The organism is Sphingobacterium sp. JB170 (assembly GCF_900163865.1).
In the GTDB taxonomy this organism is placed as follows: Bacteria; Bacteroidota; Bacteroidia; order Sphingobacteriales; family Sphingobacteriaceae; genus Sphingobacterium.
The window spans coordinates 1-17895 of the sequence record NZ_FUKU01000039.1 but is presented as its reverse complement, the minus strand read 5'-3'; the positions used below and the strand labels follow the sequence as shown (position 1 = coordinate 17895).

The window sequence follows — 17895 nt, the reverse complement described above, 5'->3', positions numbered from 1 at the left end:
TCTGTTAAAAAATCGTTAATCAATCGATTGCACAATGATAATTATTTATATTTACGGTCTATTAACAATAATAAATTTAAATATATATGTGTGGAATCGTTGGTTACGTAGGTTGCAACCTAGCTTATCCTGTACTTATTGATGGCTTGAAAAAGTTAGAATACAGAGGTTATGATAGCGCTGGAGTTGCGCTGCATGCGGGCAACTCATTAGAAGTTTACAAAAAAGAAGGTAAAGTAGCTAACCTGGAAGAATACGTTTATGGAAAGAATATCCAGGCGACGGTCGGGATTGGACATACACGCTGGGCAACTCATGGAGTGCCTTCTGACAGAAATGCGCATCCCCATCTTTCTAATTCGGGTGGTATCGCTATGATACATAACGGTATTATCGAGAACTATGCGCAGTTAAAAGAGGAGCTTGTCTTGAAAGGGTATACTTTCAAAAGTGATACGGACTCTGAAGTGTTACTTAATTTTATCGAGGACATAAAGATCAATAACGAATGTAGTTTAGAGGAAGCGGTGCGCATTGCGCTAAGGCGCGTTGTGGGAGCCTATGTTATACTTTTAATTGATACAGATTTACCCGATACGATTATTGCCGCAAGGAAGGGAAGTCCGCTTGTTATTGGCATCGGTGAGAATGCGCATTATCTCGGTTCGGATGCATCACCAATGCTTGCCTATACCAAAGAAGTCGTGTATATCAACGATTACGAGCTTGCTATTGTTAAGCCCGACGAGTTGATATTAAAAAATTTAGGGAATGAACGAATCACTCCTTTTGTTCAAAAATTGGACATGGAGCTTGCCGCAATCGAAAAGGGTGGCTTCGACCATTTCATGTTAAAGGAGATCTTTGAACAGCCGCAAACGATTTTTGACTCCCTTCGCGGGCGTATGGATGCGACGATTCCGGCGATCACTTTAAGCGGTATCGAGAAGATCAAAGGTAAGATACTCGAGGCGAACCGTATTATTATTGTCGCTTGCGGTACAAGTTGGCACGCGGGCTTATTAGCCGAATATGTGATTGAAGAGTTATGTCGCGTTAATGTGGAAGTAGAATATGCGTCTGAATTTCGTTATAGAAACCCCATCATTACCGATAAAGACATTATCATTGCGGTATCGCAAAGTGGCGAGACGGCCGACACACTTGTGGCTATCGAAAATGCGCAGAAGCAAGGGGCAACGATTTTTGGGTTAGTAAACGTAGTAGGTTCCTCCATCGCGCGCATGTCAGATGCCGGTGCCTATACGCATGCCGGGCCGGAGATTGGTGTAGCTAGTACTAAGGCATTTACGGCACAACTCGCTGTTCTTTATCTGGTCGCTTTAAAGATTGGCCAGCTAAAAGGTACTATTGAGAACACCTTATTTAATAAACTTCTTGAAGACCTTGCCAAGGTACCTGAACATGTACAACATATTCTTGAGGACCAAAATGAGCACATTCGTGAGGTAGCGAAGAAATATACAGACGCGCGTGATTTTCTATACCTAGGTCGTGGATACAATTTCCCGATCGCACTTGAAGGAGCTTTGAAGTTGAAAGAAATTTCTTATATCCATGCCGAAGGCTATCCTGCGGCGGAAATGAAACATGGGCCAATAGCGTTGGTGGATGAAAGTCTTCCTGTCGTTTTTGTAGCCACGAAGGATCCATATCATGAAAAAATTGTAAGTAATATTCAAGAGATTAAAGCCCGTAAAGGTATGGTTGTTGCCGTTATTTCGCAAGGAGACGAAGTTATACCGACACTCGCTGACGACGTAATAGTTGTACCACAAATACATGAAATCATTGCACCTATTTTGTCTGTCGTACCGTTACAGCTTTTGTCATACTACATTGGATTAAATCGTGGTCTTGATGTAGATAAACCGAGAAATTTAGCTAAATCGGTCACAGTAGAATAGAAAAGAATGTCAAAAATCATAAAAGAGAAATTAACCGCTCTTGGATATAATTTCGTGTCCGATACTCATCTTCATAATGAAGATGAGTATTTTCACCGAAATCATCAGTTTCCTAGAGCGAATAGTTTCAGAAAGTTAACGCAAGAAGAAATTAAACGGCTTGTCCAACAAAATAATTATTCGACGAATTGGGGTAATGTTCTTGTTACGGATAAGTTTATTCCAGAACAGGTTCAGAATTCAAAATTTTACGGATTGGTTCGTATCGGTGATATGGACGATGTCTACCTTAATTTTCGTGATCTGAGGCTGGTTTGTGGGATTTACAATTCAACAGTTGTAAGCTGTGACTTAGGGGACACCGTTGCGGTCCATAATGTACGCTTCATGTCGCATTTTATTCTTGGTGATGACGTTATGCTCGCTAATATTAGCGAGATGGAAACAAGTAGCAATGCGAAGTTTGGAAACGGTATATTGAAGCATGGCGACGATCCTGAACGGCGTATACAATTGGAGCTCTGTAATGAAAACGGGGGACGGGCTGTTATCCCGTTTGATGGCATGCAGGCCGGTGACGTGTACCTATGGTCACGCAACCGTGACGATCGTCAACTGCAGCAGCGATATTTAGAGATGGCTGAGGTGATGTTTTCGAAAGAACATGGGTTTTACAGTGAGATTGGAAATAATTCAGTGATTAAGAACACGCATACCATTAAAGATGTCAAGATTGGAACGCATGCGTATATCAAAGGGGTTAACAAGCTAAAGAATCTGACGATTAATTCGTCTGTTGAGTCCTACACGCAAATTGGTGAGGGCTGTGAGCTCGTAAACGGTATTATTGGTTACGGATGTCGGATATTTTACGGAGTGAAGGCAGTCCGTTTTATCTTATCCTCTAACTCACAATTGAAATACGGCGCCCGACTTATTAATTCCTTTTTAGGCGACAATTCGACGATCTCCTGTTGCGAGGTGCTTAATTCGTTGATTTTTCCTGCACATGAGCAACATCATAATAATTCATTTTTATGTGCTTCCGTGGTCAAGGGGCAGAGCAATATGGCGGCCGGAGCAACGGTCGGATCTAATCACAATTCTCGCGCAGCTGACGGTGAAATTATTGCCGGACGGGGATTCTGGCCAGGGCTATGTGTCAGTTTGAAACATAACTCCCGTTTTGCTTCCTACAGTTTAATTGTTAAGGGTGACTTTTTGCATGAATTGGATATTAGATTCCCTTTCAGCTTAGTGAGTAATGAAGTGGACACCAACAGACTTGTCATTTTACCTGGGTACTGGTTTCAATATAACATGTATGCGCTCATGCGGAATACCTCGAAGTTCCAATCACGTGATAAGCGGAAATTCAAAAATCAGTATATTGAATATGATGTTTTAGCGCCAGATACGGTTAACGAGATGTTTGAAGCGATTGATCTTATAGAGCTTGCCGTAGGGAGAACGATAGAGGATAGTGCCGATGAGCACGCTTTACGTGCGCGCGGGCGTGAGTTGCTAAATTCTCAAGAATCCTTGAACGGGAAAGAAATTCTGCTGGATAATGTGGAGTTTTCGAGACGTAAGGTCGTACTAGCAAAGCCCAAAGAGGCTTATAATGTTTATCGGCGAATGATTCAGTATTATGCCGGCGTTAAGCTTGTTGAAGCGTTAGGCTCGTCCTCGCTCGAGGAGTTAAAAGCATCGATTGAAGGGCCTAATATAACACGTGGGGCATTTGAAAATATTGGTGGACAACTCGTTCCAGCGGGCAAGTTAGCGCGCTTGATTTCCGATATTCGCGATGGCTCGGTGGAATCTTGGGCTATCGTACATGATCATTACCATGCTTGGAGCCGTTCGTACCTCACCGATAAGTTGGAGCATGCTATTGCATCCCTTCGAGAGATAAGCGGCGTAAACGTAGAGCAATGGGACAGTGCATTTATTAAGGATATTTTTAAACAAACACTCCTGACTCGGGAATGGATTTTCTCCGAAATCACTAGTTCAAGAGCTAAGGATTACCAAAATCCTTTCAAACTTATGCTATACGAATCCTATCAAGAAATGGAAGAGGTAGTGGGGAAACTCGCGGACAACGATTTTATTAACAAGGAACGTGTCGCTTTAAAAGAATTCCAACAAGTAGTTCAGCAACTCAGTGAGAAGCTCTAGGACCACCCCTAGAGCTTAATTTTTGATATCTTGAATGGCCTTTTTATAGCATTGTGTGCAGCTGCCTTCGCAATGGTGGCTTGCTCGCTGTTGACATTTGTGGGAATGTAACTGTTTTGCCGCACATCTAAGTTAAAGAGTTTTTCATACCAAGCGCATGCTGCTGTAAACCTACCGTAATCCAATTGAAGGTGGTACCCATCTCTTGTGAAATTATCTCCAATAGAGCTTGTTCTGCCATTTTGAATAGCCGTGCCTGCCGGAACAATAAATGCAAAGTCGAATTCTTTCTTTAATCGTTTTGTTGTTTTGGCGATCGCTCGATACATTGTGCGTTGATTCTTATCATATATGGCGAAACCTTCATGTTTTGAATCGTGTTGATAAGCCCAAGTTTGATGGTATATAAATTGTGGCTTGGTGCCGACTTTTTTACGCACGTAAACAGTTAAGTCCGGGAGGCTCTGCATGATGACCTCGTATTTTCCTGAAAGGGAGCTTACCTGTTGGAAACTGATATAGTCCCAAGGTTCATCCGTTAATGCTTGCGCTAGTGAGATTTTTTCTTTCGTTTTTTTGATGCCGTCGAGCCCGATTTTCCGATAGCTATAGTTTGCGGCCCCGTTTTTAGAATTTTCAAGATGCAATGACAACGGTGCTCCGCCGATATACATATTGCCAATAATAATCTTTTTATTGCCCGCGTCGGCTAATTCGTGTAGATAGGTTTCAACTCCATCCTCAGAAAAGCTGTTTCCGATTGCTAGTATCCGGATGACGGAATCCTGTATACCCGGGTTCTGAGCGAACATGGAGATCTGTATAAACAATACTGCAAAAAGCGTAAGTAGGTGTTTTTTCATTTTTGTAAATTATAGATCTAGTGATTGTCGTGTTGAGCCTCAAGTCTTAAAATGTAATCTAGCGCATTTTCAACGTATTAGAAGACTATTTGTAGCTCGGCAAAAATTACTAGTCGAACGGCATCACGAATATATGGAAACTAAGGGGAAATCTATAGTATTGACCTTAAACAATTTGCATTTTCATGTCTTAAATGTGGTTTAACAATGGTATTTTTGGGAAGAAATGGCTTACAAATTTGTTGATAAATATCGAGAAAAAGGTGCAAGAAAGCAGCTAGTGAAACACCTTGAAAATCGTGGGATCGAAGACCGGGGAGTGTTGCAAGCCATAGGTAAGGTGCCGCGGCATTTCTTTTTTGATGAGACATTTTGGAACCAGGCTTATCGTGATATTGCATTTCCAATCGGTGATGGTCAAACCATATCCCAACCCTATACTGTGGCTTATCAATCAGAACTACTACATGTAAAAAAAGGGGATAAAGTGTTAGAGATTGGTACGGGTTCGGGATATCAAACCTGTATTTTGCTCGAGTTAGGCGCTACGGTCTTTACAATTGAAAGGCAAGAGGTATTATACAACAGAACGATTCAAATACTCCCTTATATGGGGTATAAACCTCATTTTTTTCTTGGTGACGGCTCTCGTGGGATCCCTGAGCATGCCCCGTATGACAAAATAATAGTTACCGCTGGTGCACCCTTCGTACCGGAAATTATGCTCAAACAATTGCGATATGGCGGGCAGCTGGTTATACCGGTCGGTGATGAAAAATCCCAAAAAATGGTAACAATCTTGCGCGTTGGCGAAAATGACTTCGATCGTATTGAACTTGATACCTTCCGTTTTGTTCCTTTAGTTGGCGACCAAGCCTGGTAAACGAATGAAATGCCGATTTAAATGTAAATAAAAGCCTGCAACTTGCCGGCTTTTTTTATTTTTGGAATATGATTTTTCAAAGATACCACGAGCGCACGAAAAATGCGCAGCAAGATATACAACAACTTACTAAAGAAATTAACCTTAATAGCTTTGCTCGCTTAATTGTTATATTGGGCGGGGGGGCGATCCTGTTTTATAGTTTTCAATATAATATTGTTTTACTGGTACTTGGACTTAGTCTGGGGTTTATGCTTCTTTTTGCATTCTTTGTAAAACGCCAATCTAAACTAGAGAAGCAGCGAGACGAGCACCAGGCGTTTCTTGATGTGAATACGAACGAGCTGACGCTTAAGTCCGAACGTAAGAATATATATAGCTCGGGCGAAGAGTTTGAAGACGATAGTCACCCCTATACGGCTGATCTCGATGTATTTGGTGCCTACTCATTGTTTACAATGGTAAACCGATGCGCTACAGCACTTGGTGTGAAACAGCTCGCATTGTGGTTGCAGCGTGCGTCTTCCGCCGATACGGTAAAAAAAAGACAGGAGGCCGTTGCTGAAATTGCAGAAGACCTGGAATGGAGTCAACAGTTCCAAACCAAGTTGGTTTTTAATCTAAAGCAAAAAAATGATGTAAAGGCATATCTGTCGCGTTACTTCGAAGACGCTGGCAACTCATTCGGAACCCGTTTTATGCGTATATACGTGCTCGCTGCTCCAATTATACTACTCCTTGCTGTCGGTTACTCCACGTTAATATCGCCCATATGGTCGTTTGTGGCGGTGCTCGCGCTGGTTCATTTATTTTGGACGATTGCGCTAGCCGGAAAGGTTGAACGGTTTTCTAGTCGCGCAGAAAGGGCAGGTCGTAAACTAGCTGCCTATGCAAAAAGTTTGGAGTTAATCGAAGGAAAGGCTTTTCTGAGTCCACGTAATAGAGAATTGCAAGAACAATTACGTGGGTCGGGCAGGCCGCTATCGGCAGTGTTTTTGGAACTTTCTACTCTGATAAATAAGTTAGACGCCCGCAATAATATGCTCGTTGGTTCGCTACTAAACATGCTATTTTTATGGGACTTTAAGTATGTCATGAAAATCGTGAATTGGAAATTGCGATACCAAGATACGGTTCTTGTAGCATTTGATATTATTGGCGATTTTGAAGCAATGAATTCACTGGCCATCTTAAAGCGGAACCATCCTAATTGGACGGTTCCAGACTTGTTAGGTGATCTAAAAACAGCTAAAATAGCGGCGCGAGAACTGGGACACCCGTTGATTGCTGCAGAGCACTCCGTGCGAAATAATTATACAAATCGAGAGCATGAAATCGCATTAATTACCGGCTCAAATATGGCCGGAAAAAGTACCTTTCTACGCACAGTGGGACTCAACGCTGTCCTTGCTTATGCGGGGGGAGTTTGTTGTAGCACTGAATTCCGATTGCCGATTTATAATCTGATAACGTATATGCGCATAAAAGACTCACTGAATGAAAGTACTTCAACGTTTAAGGCGGAACTCGATCGGATGAAGTATATTTTAGACACAGTGGAGGTGGACACCAACAGCTTTTTCCTTATTGATGAGATGTTGCGTGGAACGAATTCAGTGGATAAATATTTGGGTTCGCGCGCAATTATTCGAAAGCTTATCGCTATGCGCGGCAAGGGGATGGTTGCAACGCATGATTTACAATTAGCATCTTTAGAAGAAGAAAATGTAGGCAAAGTGCAAAATTATCATTTTGATATCCAAGTACAGCTAGGGGAAATGTTATTTGATTATAAATTGAAGGATGGTAAATGTACCGTTTTCAACGCCTCCCTGTTGCTCCGTGGTATTGGGATCGATGTGGATAATGAGAACCGAAATTAATTTAGTTACTTTTGTCGAAAATTCAGCATAATGACATTGGACGAACGGATTAATATGTCGGAAACGCGTGTATGTACAACAGTGTTCCCTTTTTTAACGAATCATCACGATACACTTTTTGGCGGTAAAGCGATGGCGATAATGGATGAAGTCTCTTTTATGTCAGCAACACGGTTCTGCAAGAAGCGATTAGTTACGGTCTCAACGGATCGTATTGATTTTGAAAAAGCTATTCCGTCAGGTAGTATTATTGAAGCAATTGCTAAAGTTGACAAAGTTGGTAATACGAGTGTGAAGGTGAAGGTTGAAATATACGTAGAGAAGATGTACGAAGATGGACGTGAATTAGCAATACAAGGCATGTTCACCTTCGTCGCTTTAGATGAAGACAAAAAGCCAATTCCCGTGTTATTAGGGTTAGACATTGGGGGGGAATAATTATCCCACTAATTCTCCGTTTCTTTTGCGTTGTTTATTGTCCCTTTTGCACGGCCATATTGAGGTGCCCAGTCGAGACTGTAATTAAGTTGGTCGGCAAAATGGTATGTCAAATGAGGGTCGTCTAGAAACGCTCTTCCGATTAGGACTAAGTCCGATTTTTCAGATTGTAGTATTTCTTCGGCTTGTTTTGCCGATGTGATTATTCCCACTGCGGTCGTTTTAAGTCGGCTTTGCGCTTTGATTTCTTGCGAAAAGGGCACTTGATAGCCTTGGGATAACGGGATTTTCTGATGATGTACGGCCCCACCGGTTGATACATCGATCATTTCTACTCCTTTTTCCTTTAAAATTTTAGCTAACGCGATGCTTTGTTTCAGATCCCAACCGTGCTCTGCCCAATCCGTAGCAGATATCCGTACCCACAAAGAGATATTAGAAGCCACCGGCTTTATTGCATCCACTATTTCTAAAAGTAAGCGTGTTCTATTCGCGAAGCTTCCTCCATATTCATCGTCCCGTTGATTGACAAGTGGTGATAGGAACTGATGAATGAGATAGCCGTGCGCGGCGTGTATCTCGACGATTTGATAACCTGCTTGAACGGCACGTTCGGCGGCTTTTTTAAAGTCTTCGACAAGCGTTTCTATTTCCCGAACGGTTAGCGCTAAGGGGTGCTGTTGGTTATCAAGAAACGGAATTGGCGATGGTGCTACTGTTTGCCATCCATTTGCATGATCTGCTGGGAATTGCCCGCGGCCTTCCCAGGGTCTGTTGTCACTTGCTTTGCGTCCAGCATGAGCCAACTGTATCCCAGGGATGCTTCCTTGCGATTTGATAAATGATGTAATTTGTTGGAATTTATAGATATGTTCATCTTTCCAAATACCTAAATCCCAATATGAAATGCGACCAATAGCTTGAACTGCGGTTGCCTCTTGCATCACGGCGGCACTGCGACCGATAGCAAATTGACCGAGGTGAACCAGGTGCCAGTCAGTCGCGAAACCATCTTCCGCAGAATATTGACACATCGGAGAGACGACTATTCTGTTGTTTAATGTTATATTATTTAATTCTAATTTACTGAAAAGTTTGCTCATTATGAATTTCTCGTTACGGGTTGCAGGTCATTTAATTCTTCTTCGGTAAACAGCCTATAGTGTACTTTAAATGTTTTTCCTAAAGGACTTTCAAGGGAAAAACCTCCAGGACCGAACCCATCTAGCACATCCAGCGTAAAGTGTGAGTTTTTCCAATATTCAAATAAATCTCGATCTACCCAAAATTCGAATCCTTCGGCGTGACCAATTAAAGCATCGTTCATACGGGGAAAGAAGGAGCCTTTTTCGAAACACTGTGGTTGCGTTCCCTCGCAACATCCTCCGGCTTGATAGAACAGTAGGTCGCCATGCTTTTCCTTCAGCTCTTTGATTAAGTCTTTCGCTTTTTCAGTAACGGTTAATCTTTCTGACATTATGTTTAAATTAAAAATCTGGAGCTATACATATAACTCCAGATTGAACCATTAGTTTGTGTTTATTAGAAAAACCCAAGTTTTTCTTTATTGTAGGAGATAAGCATATTTTTGGTTTGACGATAGTAATCGAGCATTAATTTATGGTTTTCACGTCCAATGCCTGATTGTTTGTATCCGCCAAATGGTGCTCCCGCAGGATACGAGTGATATTGATTTACCCATACACGTCCTGCTTGTATCGCGCGCGGGATTTGGTATAGTTGATGTGCATCACGGGTCCAAACGCCAGCGCCAAGACCATAAATGGTGTCATTAGCGATTTCAATTGCGTCTTTCTCATCTTTGAAAGTCGTAACGGCTAGCACTGGGCCGAATATTTCTTCTTGAAATATACGCATTTTATTGTTGCCCTTAAAAAGCGTTGGTTTTATATAGTAGCCGTCCTTGAACTCATCACCAACTTGGTTTTCATCACCTCCGGTTAAGACTTCAGCACCTTCTTCTTTGCCTAATTTTATGTACGATAGAATCTTATCTTTTTGTATTTTAGAGGCTTGTGCACCCATCATTGTTTCTGGATCCAATGGGTCGCCAACTTTTATTTTGTTAACTCTGTCGATAACCTTTTCAATGAAGCTGTCGTATATATCTTCTTGAATCAAAAGTCTTGAAGGACAGGTGCATATTTCCCCTTGGTTAAGCGCAAATAATACTGCTCCTTCAATGGCTTTGTCCAGAAAATCATCGTCGTGATCCATAACCGAATTAAAGAATATATTTGGCGATTTTCCACCCAACTCTAGTGTCACGGGAATGATGTTTTCAGTGGCGTATTGCATGACCATACGTCCTGTCGCTGTCGATCCTGTAAAGGCGGCTTTGGATACTTTCGGGTTGGTTACCAGTACCCGCCCTAGTTCGGAACCGAATCCATTAACAATATTAATGACCCCGTCAGGGAGTATGTCGCCAATAAGTTCCATTAATACGAGGATCGATATCGGGGTACTCTCCGCTGGTTTTAAAACGACACAATTGCCCGCAGCCAGTGCAGGAGCAATTTTCCATACAGCCATCAGAATAGGAAAGTTCCAAGGAATAATTTGTGCGATTACACCGATTGGTTCATGAATGATAATAGATACGGTGTCTTGGTCAAGTTCATTTATTGATCCTTCCTCTGCACGAATCACACTTGCGAAATAGCGAAAGTGATCAATTGCCAGTGGGATGTCGGCATTTAAAGTTTCTCGAACGGCTTTTCCGTTGTCGATCGTTTCAACGGTTGCGATATATTCAAGGTTTTCTTCTATTCTGTCTGCAATCCTATTGAGTAGAATACTGCGCTCGGTTGGCGAGGTTTTGCTATAGCTTTCGAATGCTCTAGCGGCCGCATTGACGGCGAGTTCAATATCTTCTTTGGTTGAATGTGCGGCCTGCGTATATACGGCTCCATCCAACGGGGAAATATTGTCAAAATATTTCCCTTGAACTGGGGCGACGAACTTCCCTCCGATGTAATTGTCATAACGTTCTTTGAACGTTGGTTTTTTTAATGCACTCATGTTACTTAATTTTATATGGTTTTGTTAGCTAAACAAATTTAGTTGTTGTACAGTTTTAACATTAGCATTATTGTGTCAAATTATAGCATTATCGCCCCACGAACAGAAGGAAAAGGATTGTTATTATTGTATATTAGTATAATTAGCAATGGTGCTTATTACCGGAAAGATATATGCAACATAAAAATTCAATACGACGATTTCCTTTTGTTGATAAAAAAAAGTTAACAACCTTGGTGGAAAATCGGCGCGCGTTTACACTGTCGAATTTTGAGATTAATATTTATGAAACATTTGAACCTAGCGCGTTGGTTCCTCTTGTGTTTAGTGAGCCTGTTATTATCAGTATGATCCGCGGAAAAAAAGTCATGCACCTGGAAGATACGGTATCGTTTGACTACCATCCCGGAGAAACATTATTACTTCCCGAGTATGCTAAAATGCAAATTGATTTCCCAGAAGCGAGGTTTCAAGATCCGACACAATGTGCCGCGATTGCCATTGATTCATATAAGATTAATGAGGTCGTCGATTATCTTAATGAATTCTACCCGCAGACCGGTGATGGGGAGGCTTGGTCGTTTGATTTAGCAAAATTTCATTTTAGCAATAATGAAGAACTTACGCGTACGACCAATCGTCTTATGCAAATCAGTCTGGGTGAGGATAGACATAAAGAAGTATTAGCTGATTTGGTGCTAAAACAGTTATTAGTGCAAATAATGCAATTACAGGGGCTACTTACACTCCGAGATGATGCTGCTGGCGGAGGGTCGTTTTTTTCTTATATCTGTCGATATATAAGGGATAACCTTAGCGATAAATTATCGATTGAAAAGCTGAGTGCAGAGGTAGGAATGAGTAAAAGTAGCCTGACACGGAAGTTTAAAAATGAAATAGGTGTTAGCCCGACGGCGTTTATAATTGCAGAAAGGATAACTTTCGCCAAGAAGGTTTTGAAGCAAACTCGCAGTATTAAAGAAGCCTGTTTTAGTGCTGGTTTTTCAGACGTCAATTATTTTGTTCGCTTATTTCGGCAGCGGGAAGGTAGGACACCGGGGCAATTTCTGCGGAATTTCTAGATTAGCGCTTCAATGCACGGTCCATTTCTCGTTTATTTTCTTTTTCTTTTAATGTTTCTCGTTTGTCAAAGTCTTTTTTACCCTGTGCTAGGGCAATTTCGACCTTTGCAAAACCACGATCGCTAATAAATATGCGAAGAGGGACGATGGTAAAACCTTTGTCTTCACCTTTTTCGTGAAGTTTTTTAAGCTCTTTTTTAGTTAACAGAAGCTTTCTATCGCGTTTGGCCTCATGATTGTAAAAGGAGCCAAATGAATATTCTGCGATATGCATGTTGCGAATATACAATCCATCTTCGAAAAACGAACAGAAGCTGTCGTTGATATTTGCCTTACCTTCGCGTATTGATTTAATTTCTGTACCGAGTAACCCTATGCCGGCCACGTAACGATCGAGTAAATTATATTCGAAAGACGCGCGTTTATTTTTTATATTTATATTCTTAGAGATAGCCATTATGTAAATTTTGAATGGCAAAAGTAAAGATTATAATACTTTTGTTCTAGTATTTTAGTGAAACTATTGCTTTTATCTTAACAATAATTTAATTTTATGATATTCATATGGTTTTTAGAATGACGTTAAATCAATAGAGTTTTGTATGTTTGCAGCGGTTTTTTTTAGGCTGATTGAATACAAGGTTATTTTTTATTAGCTGGATATGCGGGACAAAAAAGAGGCGTATTCAACTTTTAGAACTAGCTGACCGTATAATTTTGTTTATTATACAATTTTGACGATTATTGCAAAAAGGTCAAAAGGTAAAAATTAGCCACCTTTTTGAAAATTTATATCACATTAAATAGAAATACCTACAGCATGAGTAAGGGAAAGTTAAGTGAAAGAACGTCGAGGTTCCTACAAAGTGAACTAGAGCCCATCAAGTCGAATAATCTTTATGCTTATTTCAGACCAATTCAATCAAAACAAGATACCGAGGTTTTGATCGACGGGAAAAGGGTATTGATGTTTGGATCGAACTCTTATTTAGGGTTAACGACGGATAAACGTATAATCGAGGCTTCTCAACACGCTTTGGACAAATACGGAACGGGTTGTGCGGGGTCTCGGTTCTTGAACGGAACTTTAGATATACATGTTGAACTAGAAGAAAAGCTAGCCACTTTTGTAGGTAAGGAAGCAGCGATTTTATTCAGCACGGGTTTTCAGTCTAATTTAGGACCTCTTTCTTGTTTAACCGGTCGGAACGACTATATCCTTCTTGATGAACGCGACCATGCCTCGATAATTGACGGTAGTCGGTTGTCTTTTTCTAAAGTCATCAAATATGCACACAATGATATGGAGGATTTACGTGCTAAAATAGCACGACTTCCAGAAGATAGTTTTAAACTGATTGCCACAGATGGTATCTTCAGTATGGAAGGTGATATCGTCAACTTACCGGAGATGATTAAAATTTCCGAAGAGTACGACGCCGCCGTTCTATGCGACGATGCACATAGTTTGGGGGTAATCGGTGAAAGAGGTGCTGGAACTGCATCGCATTTCGGACTTACTAACGAGGTCGATTTGATCATGGGAACATTTTCCAAATCACTTGCTTCGTTAGGGGGCTTTGTGGCCGCTGATACCGATACAATTGAATATTTGAAACATCGTGCACGCTCATTGATGTTTAGCGCGAGTATGACACCAGCCTCGGTTGCTTCTACGCTTAAGGCGCTAGAGATTATCCAGACAGAACCTGAACATATCGAGCGCCTATGGGCAAATACAAATTATGCAAAAGCATTATTGTTAGAAAAAGGGTTTGATTTAGGACATACGGAAAGTCCTATCTTACCAATTTTTGTACGTAATAATGATAAGACCTATATCTTAACAAAGATGCTTCAAGATAATGGTGTATTTGTCAACCCCGTTGTAGCTCCTGCCGTACCTGCTGAAGAATCGTTAATTCGTTTTTCGCTAATGGCTACGCATACTTTTGCTCAAATTGACGAAGCGATCGATAAAATGTCTAAAGTGTTCAAAAGTCTAGAGGTCGAAACATTTATGAATAACTAAAGATGATAGATATTGTTCCTGTTGAATCAAAGAAGCAACGAAGTAAGTTTATTGATTTTCCACATGACCTGTATGCGGGAGATCCAAATTATGTTCCAGAGCTTTATTTAGGACAACAGGATCTATTATCACCGACTAAACATCCATTCTATAAGCACTCTCAGGCTCAGCCTTTTTTAGCGTATAAAGACGGACGTATTGTAGGTCGAATATTAGCAATTTGGAATACAAATTTTAACTCATTCAATAGTGTTTCCGAAGGACAATTTGGTTTTTTCGAGTCGATAAATGACCAAGAGGTAGCGACGAAATTATTGGAAACGGCACAAGATTGGGTGAAACAAAAAGGTGGAAATAAAATTGTGGGGCCGATAAATTTGACTACGAACGACTCGTGTGGGTTGTTAGTTGAAGGTTTTAATCTTCCGCCGGTGGCTATGATGCCTTATAACCCTTCATATTATATTGATCTCATTTCAAATGCAGGCTTCGCACGTCAAGTCGACTTGCTTGCATATTTAGTAAACAAAAGTAAAGCCAGTCAGCGATCTGTTTTAATTCTGGAAAAACTGGAGGCTCGTCTGAACCGTTCCGGGATAGTTTTACGCGAAATCAATTTAAAAGATTTTGAGAACGAATCGAAAAAGATAAAGGAGGTGTACAACAAAGCTTGGGATAAAAACATTGGTTTTGTTCCAATGACGGATGAGGAATTTGCCTTTACAGCCAAAGAGCTGAAGATGATCGTCGATCCTAAGTATTGTCTCGTCGCTGAAAAGGATAACGAACTAGTTGGCTTTGCGTTGGGAATCCCTAATATTAACGAGATCCTCATAAATATAAAGCGCGGGAGACTATTGCCTTTTGGCATTTTTAAACTGTTATTTGGTATAAAGAAAGTTAAGTTGTTACGTGTCCTAATGCTCGGGGTGATCGATAGTCATCGTAAACTGGGAATTGAGGCATGTTTATACGGCCGAATTATAAAAAATTCGCTTTCTTCGGGCATTGTGGGTGCAGAATGTTCGTGGATGCTGGAACATAACTATATGATGAATCATGCCATCGAACAAATTAACGCAGATCTTTATAAGCGCTATCGCTTGTACGAGAAAGCGATATGAAAGGGAAGATTTTAGTAACGGGTGCAAGTGGGTTTGTGGGGTCACATTTCGTAGAAACGGCTTTTAAAGCGGGTTATGAAATACATGCGGCTGTTAGGTATTCCAGCTCGTTAGATGCTATCCGTCCGTTCGTGGCGAAGTTTGTATATCTTGATTTTGAAGATATATGCGGATTAACTTCGTTTTTCGCCGAAGAAAACTATACTTATATCGTACATGCAGCAGCATTAACGAAGGCTAAAACTGTCGAGCAGATGCATGCTGTTAATGTACGAGTAAGTTCTAATTTGATCGAAGCAGCTTTTCAAATTGCTGTCCCTCCAAAACGGTTTGTATTTATAAGTAGTTTGGCGGCCATCGGACCGGTTCAGTACGATGATATGCCGTTGACGGAAAACAATGTCTATAATCCAATTACTATTTACGGTAAAAGTAAACAAGCTGCAGAAGAAATGATTCGTCAGCGGTTTTCCGATCAACCAATAACGATTATTAGGCCTACTGCTGTGTATGGGCCAAGAGAAAAGGATCTTTTTATTCTTTTCGATACTATGAATAAAGGGATTGACGCCTATATTGGGAAGGCCCCTCAAAAATTGTCTTTTATTTACGTAAAGGATTTAGCGAATTTGCTGCTAAATGCGTGTTTGGTTTCTACTGATCACGTTGAAACATTTAATGCAACCGATGGTAAGGTGTATTCACGTTATGAAATGGCAAATATTTTTAAACAAGTACTGTCGAGAAAGCTTGTTCGTTTACATTTGCCCTACAAAATGGTCAAAATGCTTGCGCAACTTTGTGGTTGGTTGTATCGGAATTCCAAGCAAACACCCGTATTATACCCTGAGCGGTTGGGCGAGTTGACGGCGCAGAGTTGGGCTTGTGATATTACCAAGGCAAAGACAATTTTGCGGTTTGATCCAGCATACGATTTGGAAGCTGGATTGTCAGAAAGTCTTCGCTGGTATAAAGATAATAATTGGTTAAAATAAGAACTCAATGAGTCAAGAAATTAATAAAAAGCTTTTCCAAGATCGGAAAAGAACGAATATTTTAAGTGTACTTGAACAAAAGTATATTTCATATCTGGTCCCACGTGTTCCATCTTGGATCAGTTCAGATGGGTTAACAGCCATTGGCCTTGTTGGTTCTTTGATCATTCTAGGGAGTTTCTTATTAGCCGAATATGTAGCGCGTCCGTTTTTGTTATTAGGAATTGTTGGTTTTTTTATTCAGTGGTTTGGTGACTCGTTAGATGGCAGAATTGCATACTATAGAGATAAATCACGTAAATGGTATGGTTTTGCACTTGATATTATCATGGACTGGATCAGTACGGTAATGATTGGCCTGGGGTATGTGTTCTATGCGCCTGAAGATTTTAAATATTCGGGATTTGTTCTAGTTGCTTTATATGGTTGGGCAATGATAATATCTCAACTGCGCTACAAAATAACCGACAACTACACGATCGATGCGGGCTTGCTTGGTCCGACGGAAATTCGGGTGATAATTGGGTTTGTATTCTTGTTAGAGGTTGTTATTCCAGGTAGTATCAATTACTCTGTGATGTTAATCTGCATTGCTTTATTCTTTATTAATTTAATGGATACAAAAAAACTCTTGCGATTGGGGGATCAACGAGACCTAGAAGAAAAGAAAGTAAGATCTGAAAATAAAAATGAAGTCAACGGGTAGGGAAACTAAACGAGAGTTATTGTTTTCATTTATGAAAGCGCAGTTGTCAGCTTTTTTGGGTGGCATTGTTGATTTCTCCGTATTCATGCTGTGTCTCCAATATTTTGGGTTTTCGGCTCATGGTTCTAATATTGTCAGTGGCTCCGTAGGGGCCATTGTTAATTTTACGATAAATCGTTACTGGTCGTTCTCGAATAAAACGGTACCAATCGGCAGGCAATTATGGAAGTTTTTAATTGTTGTTAGTGGAAGTATAACCCTAAAATCTATCGGTATCTATTTTTTGGTGGATGTGTTCTTGTTAAATCCATTTATTTCAAAGTTGGGAGTCGAGCTTCTTGTGTCGCTTGGGTTTAATTTTTTTCTGCAAAAATATTGGGTCTTTAAGAAATAATGCGGACGCTTTGAATGTTTCTTTTTATTTCACGTCAGGATATCCTCGTTATTTTCTAGAATTTTTGGCTAGGGCCTCCATGGAAGTTGTATAGAATTTGATAGGAAAGAAGGATGTTTTATTATGTTTTGATGAGCTATTCTCATTTTTGGGATGTTTTTTAGAAAAATATTGTTCAGGTTTTCAGGTTCTTGCGTTTGTTGTTAAAGAATGTTTGGCTTTTTATTTGGAAATAGGGTTTACGTTTTGTTACCTTTGCACCACTCCGCGAGGGAGGGACGGTTTTGAACAGCAGGATTAAGGTAGTCTGAATAGTTGGATTTAGGTTCTATTATTTG

Annotated in this window: 16 protein-coding genes; 11 read left to right on the top strand and 5 right to left on the bottom strand. The window is 40.6% G+C overall.

Annotation, left to right across the window (positions count from 1 at the left end; translation table 11 throughout):
- The first annotated feature begins 86 nt into the window (after positions 1 to 86).
- The gene (gene glmS, locus FM107_RS11520) at positions 87 to 1928 is read left to right on the top strand and encodes a glutamine--fructose-6-phosphate transaminase (isomerizing) (RefSeq protein ID WP_086948667.1); all 1842 of its coding nucleotides are present in this window, start codon (positions 87 to 89) and stop codon (positions 1926 to 1928) included.
- 6 nt (positions 1929 to 1934) lie between these two features.
- Complete coding sequence (locus FM107_RS11515) at positions 1935 to 4112, top strand: DUF4954 family protein (RefSeq protein WP_086948666.1); 2178 nt, start codon at positions 1935 to 1937, stop codon at positions 4110 to 4112.
- A gap of 8 nt (positions 4113 to 4120) precedes the next feature.
- Here the strand turns inward: FM107_RS11515 and FM107_RS11510 are convergent, their stop codons facing one another.
- A complete protein-coding gene (locus FM107_RS11510) occupies positions 4121 to 4975 on the bottom strand; it encodes a DUF4886 domain-containing protein (protein WP_086948665.1) in 855 nt (284 codons plus the stop codon).
- Positions 4976 to 5201: 226 nt separating this feature from the next.
- Between FM107_RS11510 and FM107_RS11505 the strand changes: the two genes are divergently transcribed.
- The 3 genes from FM107_RS11505 (at position 5202) to FM107_RS11495 (ending at position 8179) form a co-directional block, all read left to right on the top strand.
- Positions 5202 to 5858 carry a protein-L-isoaspartate(D-aspartate) O-methyltransferase gene (locus tag FM107_RS11505; RefSeq protein WP_086948664.1) on the top strand — a complete coding sequence of 219 codons (657 nt, stop codon included), beginning with the start codon at positions 5202 to 5204 and terminating at the stop codon, positions 5856 to 5858.
- 68 nt (positions 5859 to 5926) lie between these two features.
- A complete protein-coding gene (locus FM107_RS11500) occupies positions 5927 to 7741 on the top strand; it encodes a DNA mismatch repair protein MutS (RefSeq protein ID WP_086948663.1) in 1815 nt (604 codons plus the stop codon).
- Positions 7742 to 7771: 30 nt separating this feature from the next.
- Complete coding sequence (locus tag FM107_RS11495; protein ID WP_086948662.1) at positions 7772 to 8179, top strand: acyl-CoA thioesterase; 408 nt, start codon at positions 7772 to 7774, stop codon at positions 8177 to 8179.
- 8 nt (positions 8180 to 8187) lie between these two features.
- Here FM107_RS11495 and FM107_RS11490 read toward each other — a convergent pair whose 3' ends face one another.
- From FM107_RS11490 to FM107_RS11480, 3 genes are all read right to left on the bottom strand, one after another.
- Positions 8188 to 9282 (bottom strand): NADH:flavin oxidoreductase/NADH oxidase, encoded by a 1095-nt coding sequence (locus tag FM107_RS11490; protein ID WP_086948661.1) that lies wholly within the window; start codon positions 9280 to 9282, stop codon positions 8188 to 8190.
- Positions 9282 to 9656: a DUF779 domain-containing protein gene (locus FM107_RS11485; RefSeq protein WP_086948660.1), complete on the bottom strand. Its 375-nt coding sequence runs from the start codon at positions 9654 to 9656 to the stop codon at positions 9282 to 9284. The genes FM107_RS11490 and FM107_RS11485 overlap by 1 nt, the downstream gene beginning before the upstream one ends.
- A gap of 65 nt (positions 9657 to 9721) precedes the next feature.
- Complete coding sequence (locus tag FM107_RS11480; RefSeq protein WP_086948659.1) at positions 9722 to 11224, bottom strand: aldehyde dehydrogenase family protein; 1503 nt, start codon at positions 11222 to 11224, stop codon at positions 9722 to 9724.
- Positions 11225 to 11397: 173 nt separating this feature from the next.
- On the opposite strand from FM107_RS11480, the gene FM107_RS11475 reads away from it, so the two are divergent.
- Positions 11398 to 12306 (top strand): AraC family transcriptional regulator, encoded by a 909-nt coding sequence (locus FM107_RS11475; protein WP_086948658.1) that lies wholly within the window; start codon positions 11398 to 11400, stop codon positions 12304 to 12306.
- A gap of 1 nt (position 12307) precedes the next feature.
- On the opposite strand, the gene smpB is transcribed toward FM107_RS11475, so the two are convergent.
- Positions 12308 to 12763 (bottom strand): SsrA-binding protein SmpB, encoded by a 456-nt coding sequence (smpB, locus tag FM107_RS11470; protein WP_086948657.1) that lies wholly within the window; start codon positions 12761 to 12763, stop codon positions 12308 to 12310.
- 363 nt (positions 12764 to 13126) lie between these two features.
- On the opposite strand from smpB, the gene FM107_RS11465 reads away from it, so the two are divergent.
- Genes FM107_RS11465 through FM107_RS11445 form a run of 5 tightly spaced genes read left to right on the top strand, consistent with a single transcriptional unit; the run spans position 13127 to position 17557 of the window.
- Positions 13127 to 14338, top strand: coding sequence for a pyridoxal phosphate-dependent aminotransferase family protein (locus tag FM107_RS11465; RefSeq protein WP_086948656.1), 1212 nt, complete (start codon positions 13127 to 13129; stop codon positions 14336 to 14338).
- Between the two features lie 2 nt (positions 14339 to 14340).
- On the top strand, positions 14341 to 15462 hold the full coding sequence (locus tag FM107_RS11460; protein ID WP_086948655.1) for a hypothetical protein: 1122 nt from the start codon (positions 14341 to 14343) through the stop codon (positions 15460 to 15462).
- Positions 15459 to 16457 carry an NAD(P)-dependent oxidoreductase gene (locus FM107_RS11455; RefSeq protein WP_086948654.1) on the top strand — a complete coding sequence of 333 codons (999 nt, stop codon included), beginning with the start codon at positions 15459 to 15461 and terminating at the stop codon, positions 16455 to 16457. The genes FM107_RS11460 and FM107_RS11455 overlap by 4 nt, the downstream gene beginning before the upstream one ends.
- 7 nt (positions 16458 to 16464) lie before the next feature.
- Positions 16465 to 17163: a CDP-alcohol phosphatidyltransferase family protein gene (locus tag FM107_RS11450; protein ID WP_086948653.1), complete on the top strand. Its 699-nt coding sequence runs from the start codon at positions 16465 to 16467 to the stop codon at positions 17161 to 17163.
- Positions 17147 to 17557, top strand: coding sequence for a GtrA family protein (locus FM107_RS11445; protein WP_086948652.1), 411 nt, complete (start codon positions 17147 to 17149; stop codon positions 17555 to 17557). The genes FM107_RS11450 and FM107_RS11445 overlap by 17 nt, the downstream gene beginning before the upstream one ends.
- Positions 17558 to 17895: the final 338 nt, after the last annotated feature.

Excerpts from the sequence above, each read along its gene's own strand:
- FM107_RS11465 (WP_086948656.1), top strand. The coding sequence starts at position 13,127 with ATGAGTAAGGGAAAGTTAAGTGAAAGAACGTCGAGGTTCCTACAAAGT.
- glmS (WP_086948667.1), top strand. The coding sequence starts at position 87 with ATGTGTGGAATCGTTGGTTACGTAGGTTGCAACCTAGCTTATCCTGTA.
- FM107_RS11500 (WP_086948663.1), top strand. The coding sequence starts at position 5,927 with ATGATTTTTCAAAGATACCACGAGCGCACGAAAAATGCGCAGCAAGAT.
- FM107_RS11490 (WP_086948661.1), bottom strand. The coding sequence starts at position 9,282 with ATGAGCAAACTTTTCAGTAAATTAGAATTAAATAATATAACATTAAAC.
- FM107_RS11475 (WP_086948658.1), top strand. The coding sequence starts at position 11,398 with ATGCAACATAAAAATTCAATACGACGATTTCCTTTTGTTGATAAAAAA.
- FM107_RS11485 (WP_086948660.1), bottom strand. The coding sequence starts at position 9,656 with ATGTCAGAAAGATTAACCGTTACTGAAAAAGCGAAAGACTTAATCAAA.
- FM107_RS11460 (WP_086948655.1), top strand. The coding sequence starts at position 14,341 with ATGATAGATATTGTTCCTGTTGAATCAAAGAAGCAACGAAGTAAGTTT.
- FM107_RS11515 (WP_086948666.1), top strand. The coding sequence starts at position 1,935 with ATGTCAAAAATCATAAAAGAGAAATTAACCGCTCTTGGATATAATTTC.
- FM107_RS11480 (WP_086948659.1), bottom strand. The coding sequence starts at position 11,224 with ATGAGTGCATTAAAAAAACCAACGTTCAAAGAACGTTATGACAATTAC.
- FM107_RS11445 (WP_086948652.1), top strand. The coding sequence starts at position 17,147 with ATGAAGTCAACGGGTAGGGAAACTAAACGAGAGTTATTGTTTTCATTT.
- FM107_RS11505 (WP_086948664.1), top strand. The coding sequence starts at position 5,202 with ATGGCTTACAAATTTGTTGATAAATATCGAGAAAAAGGTGCAAGAAAG.
- FM107_RS11495 (WP_086948662.1), top strand. The coding sequence starts at position 7,772 with ATGACATTGGACGAACGGATTAATATGTCGGAAACGCGTGTATGTACA.
- FM107_RS11455 (WP_086948654.1), top strand. The coding sequence starts at position 15,459 with ATGAAAGGGAAGATTTTAGTAACGGGTGCAAGTGGGTTTGTGGGGTCA.
- FM107_RS11510 (WP_086948665.1), bottom strand. The coding sequence starts at position 4,975 with ATGAAAAAACACCTACTTACGCTTTTTGCAGTATTGTTTATACAGATC.
- smpB (WP_086948657.1), bottom strand. The coding sequence starts at position 12,763 with ATGGCTATCTCTAAGAATATAAATATAAAAAATAAACGCGCGTCTTTC.
- FM107_RS11450 (WP_086948653.1), top strand. The coding sequence starts at position 16,465 with ATGAGTCAAGAAATTAATAAAAAGCTTTTCCAAGATCGGAAAAGAACG.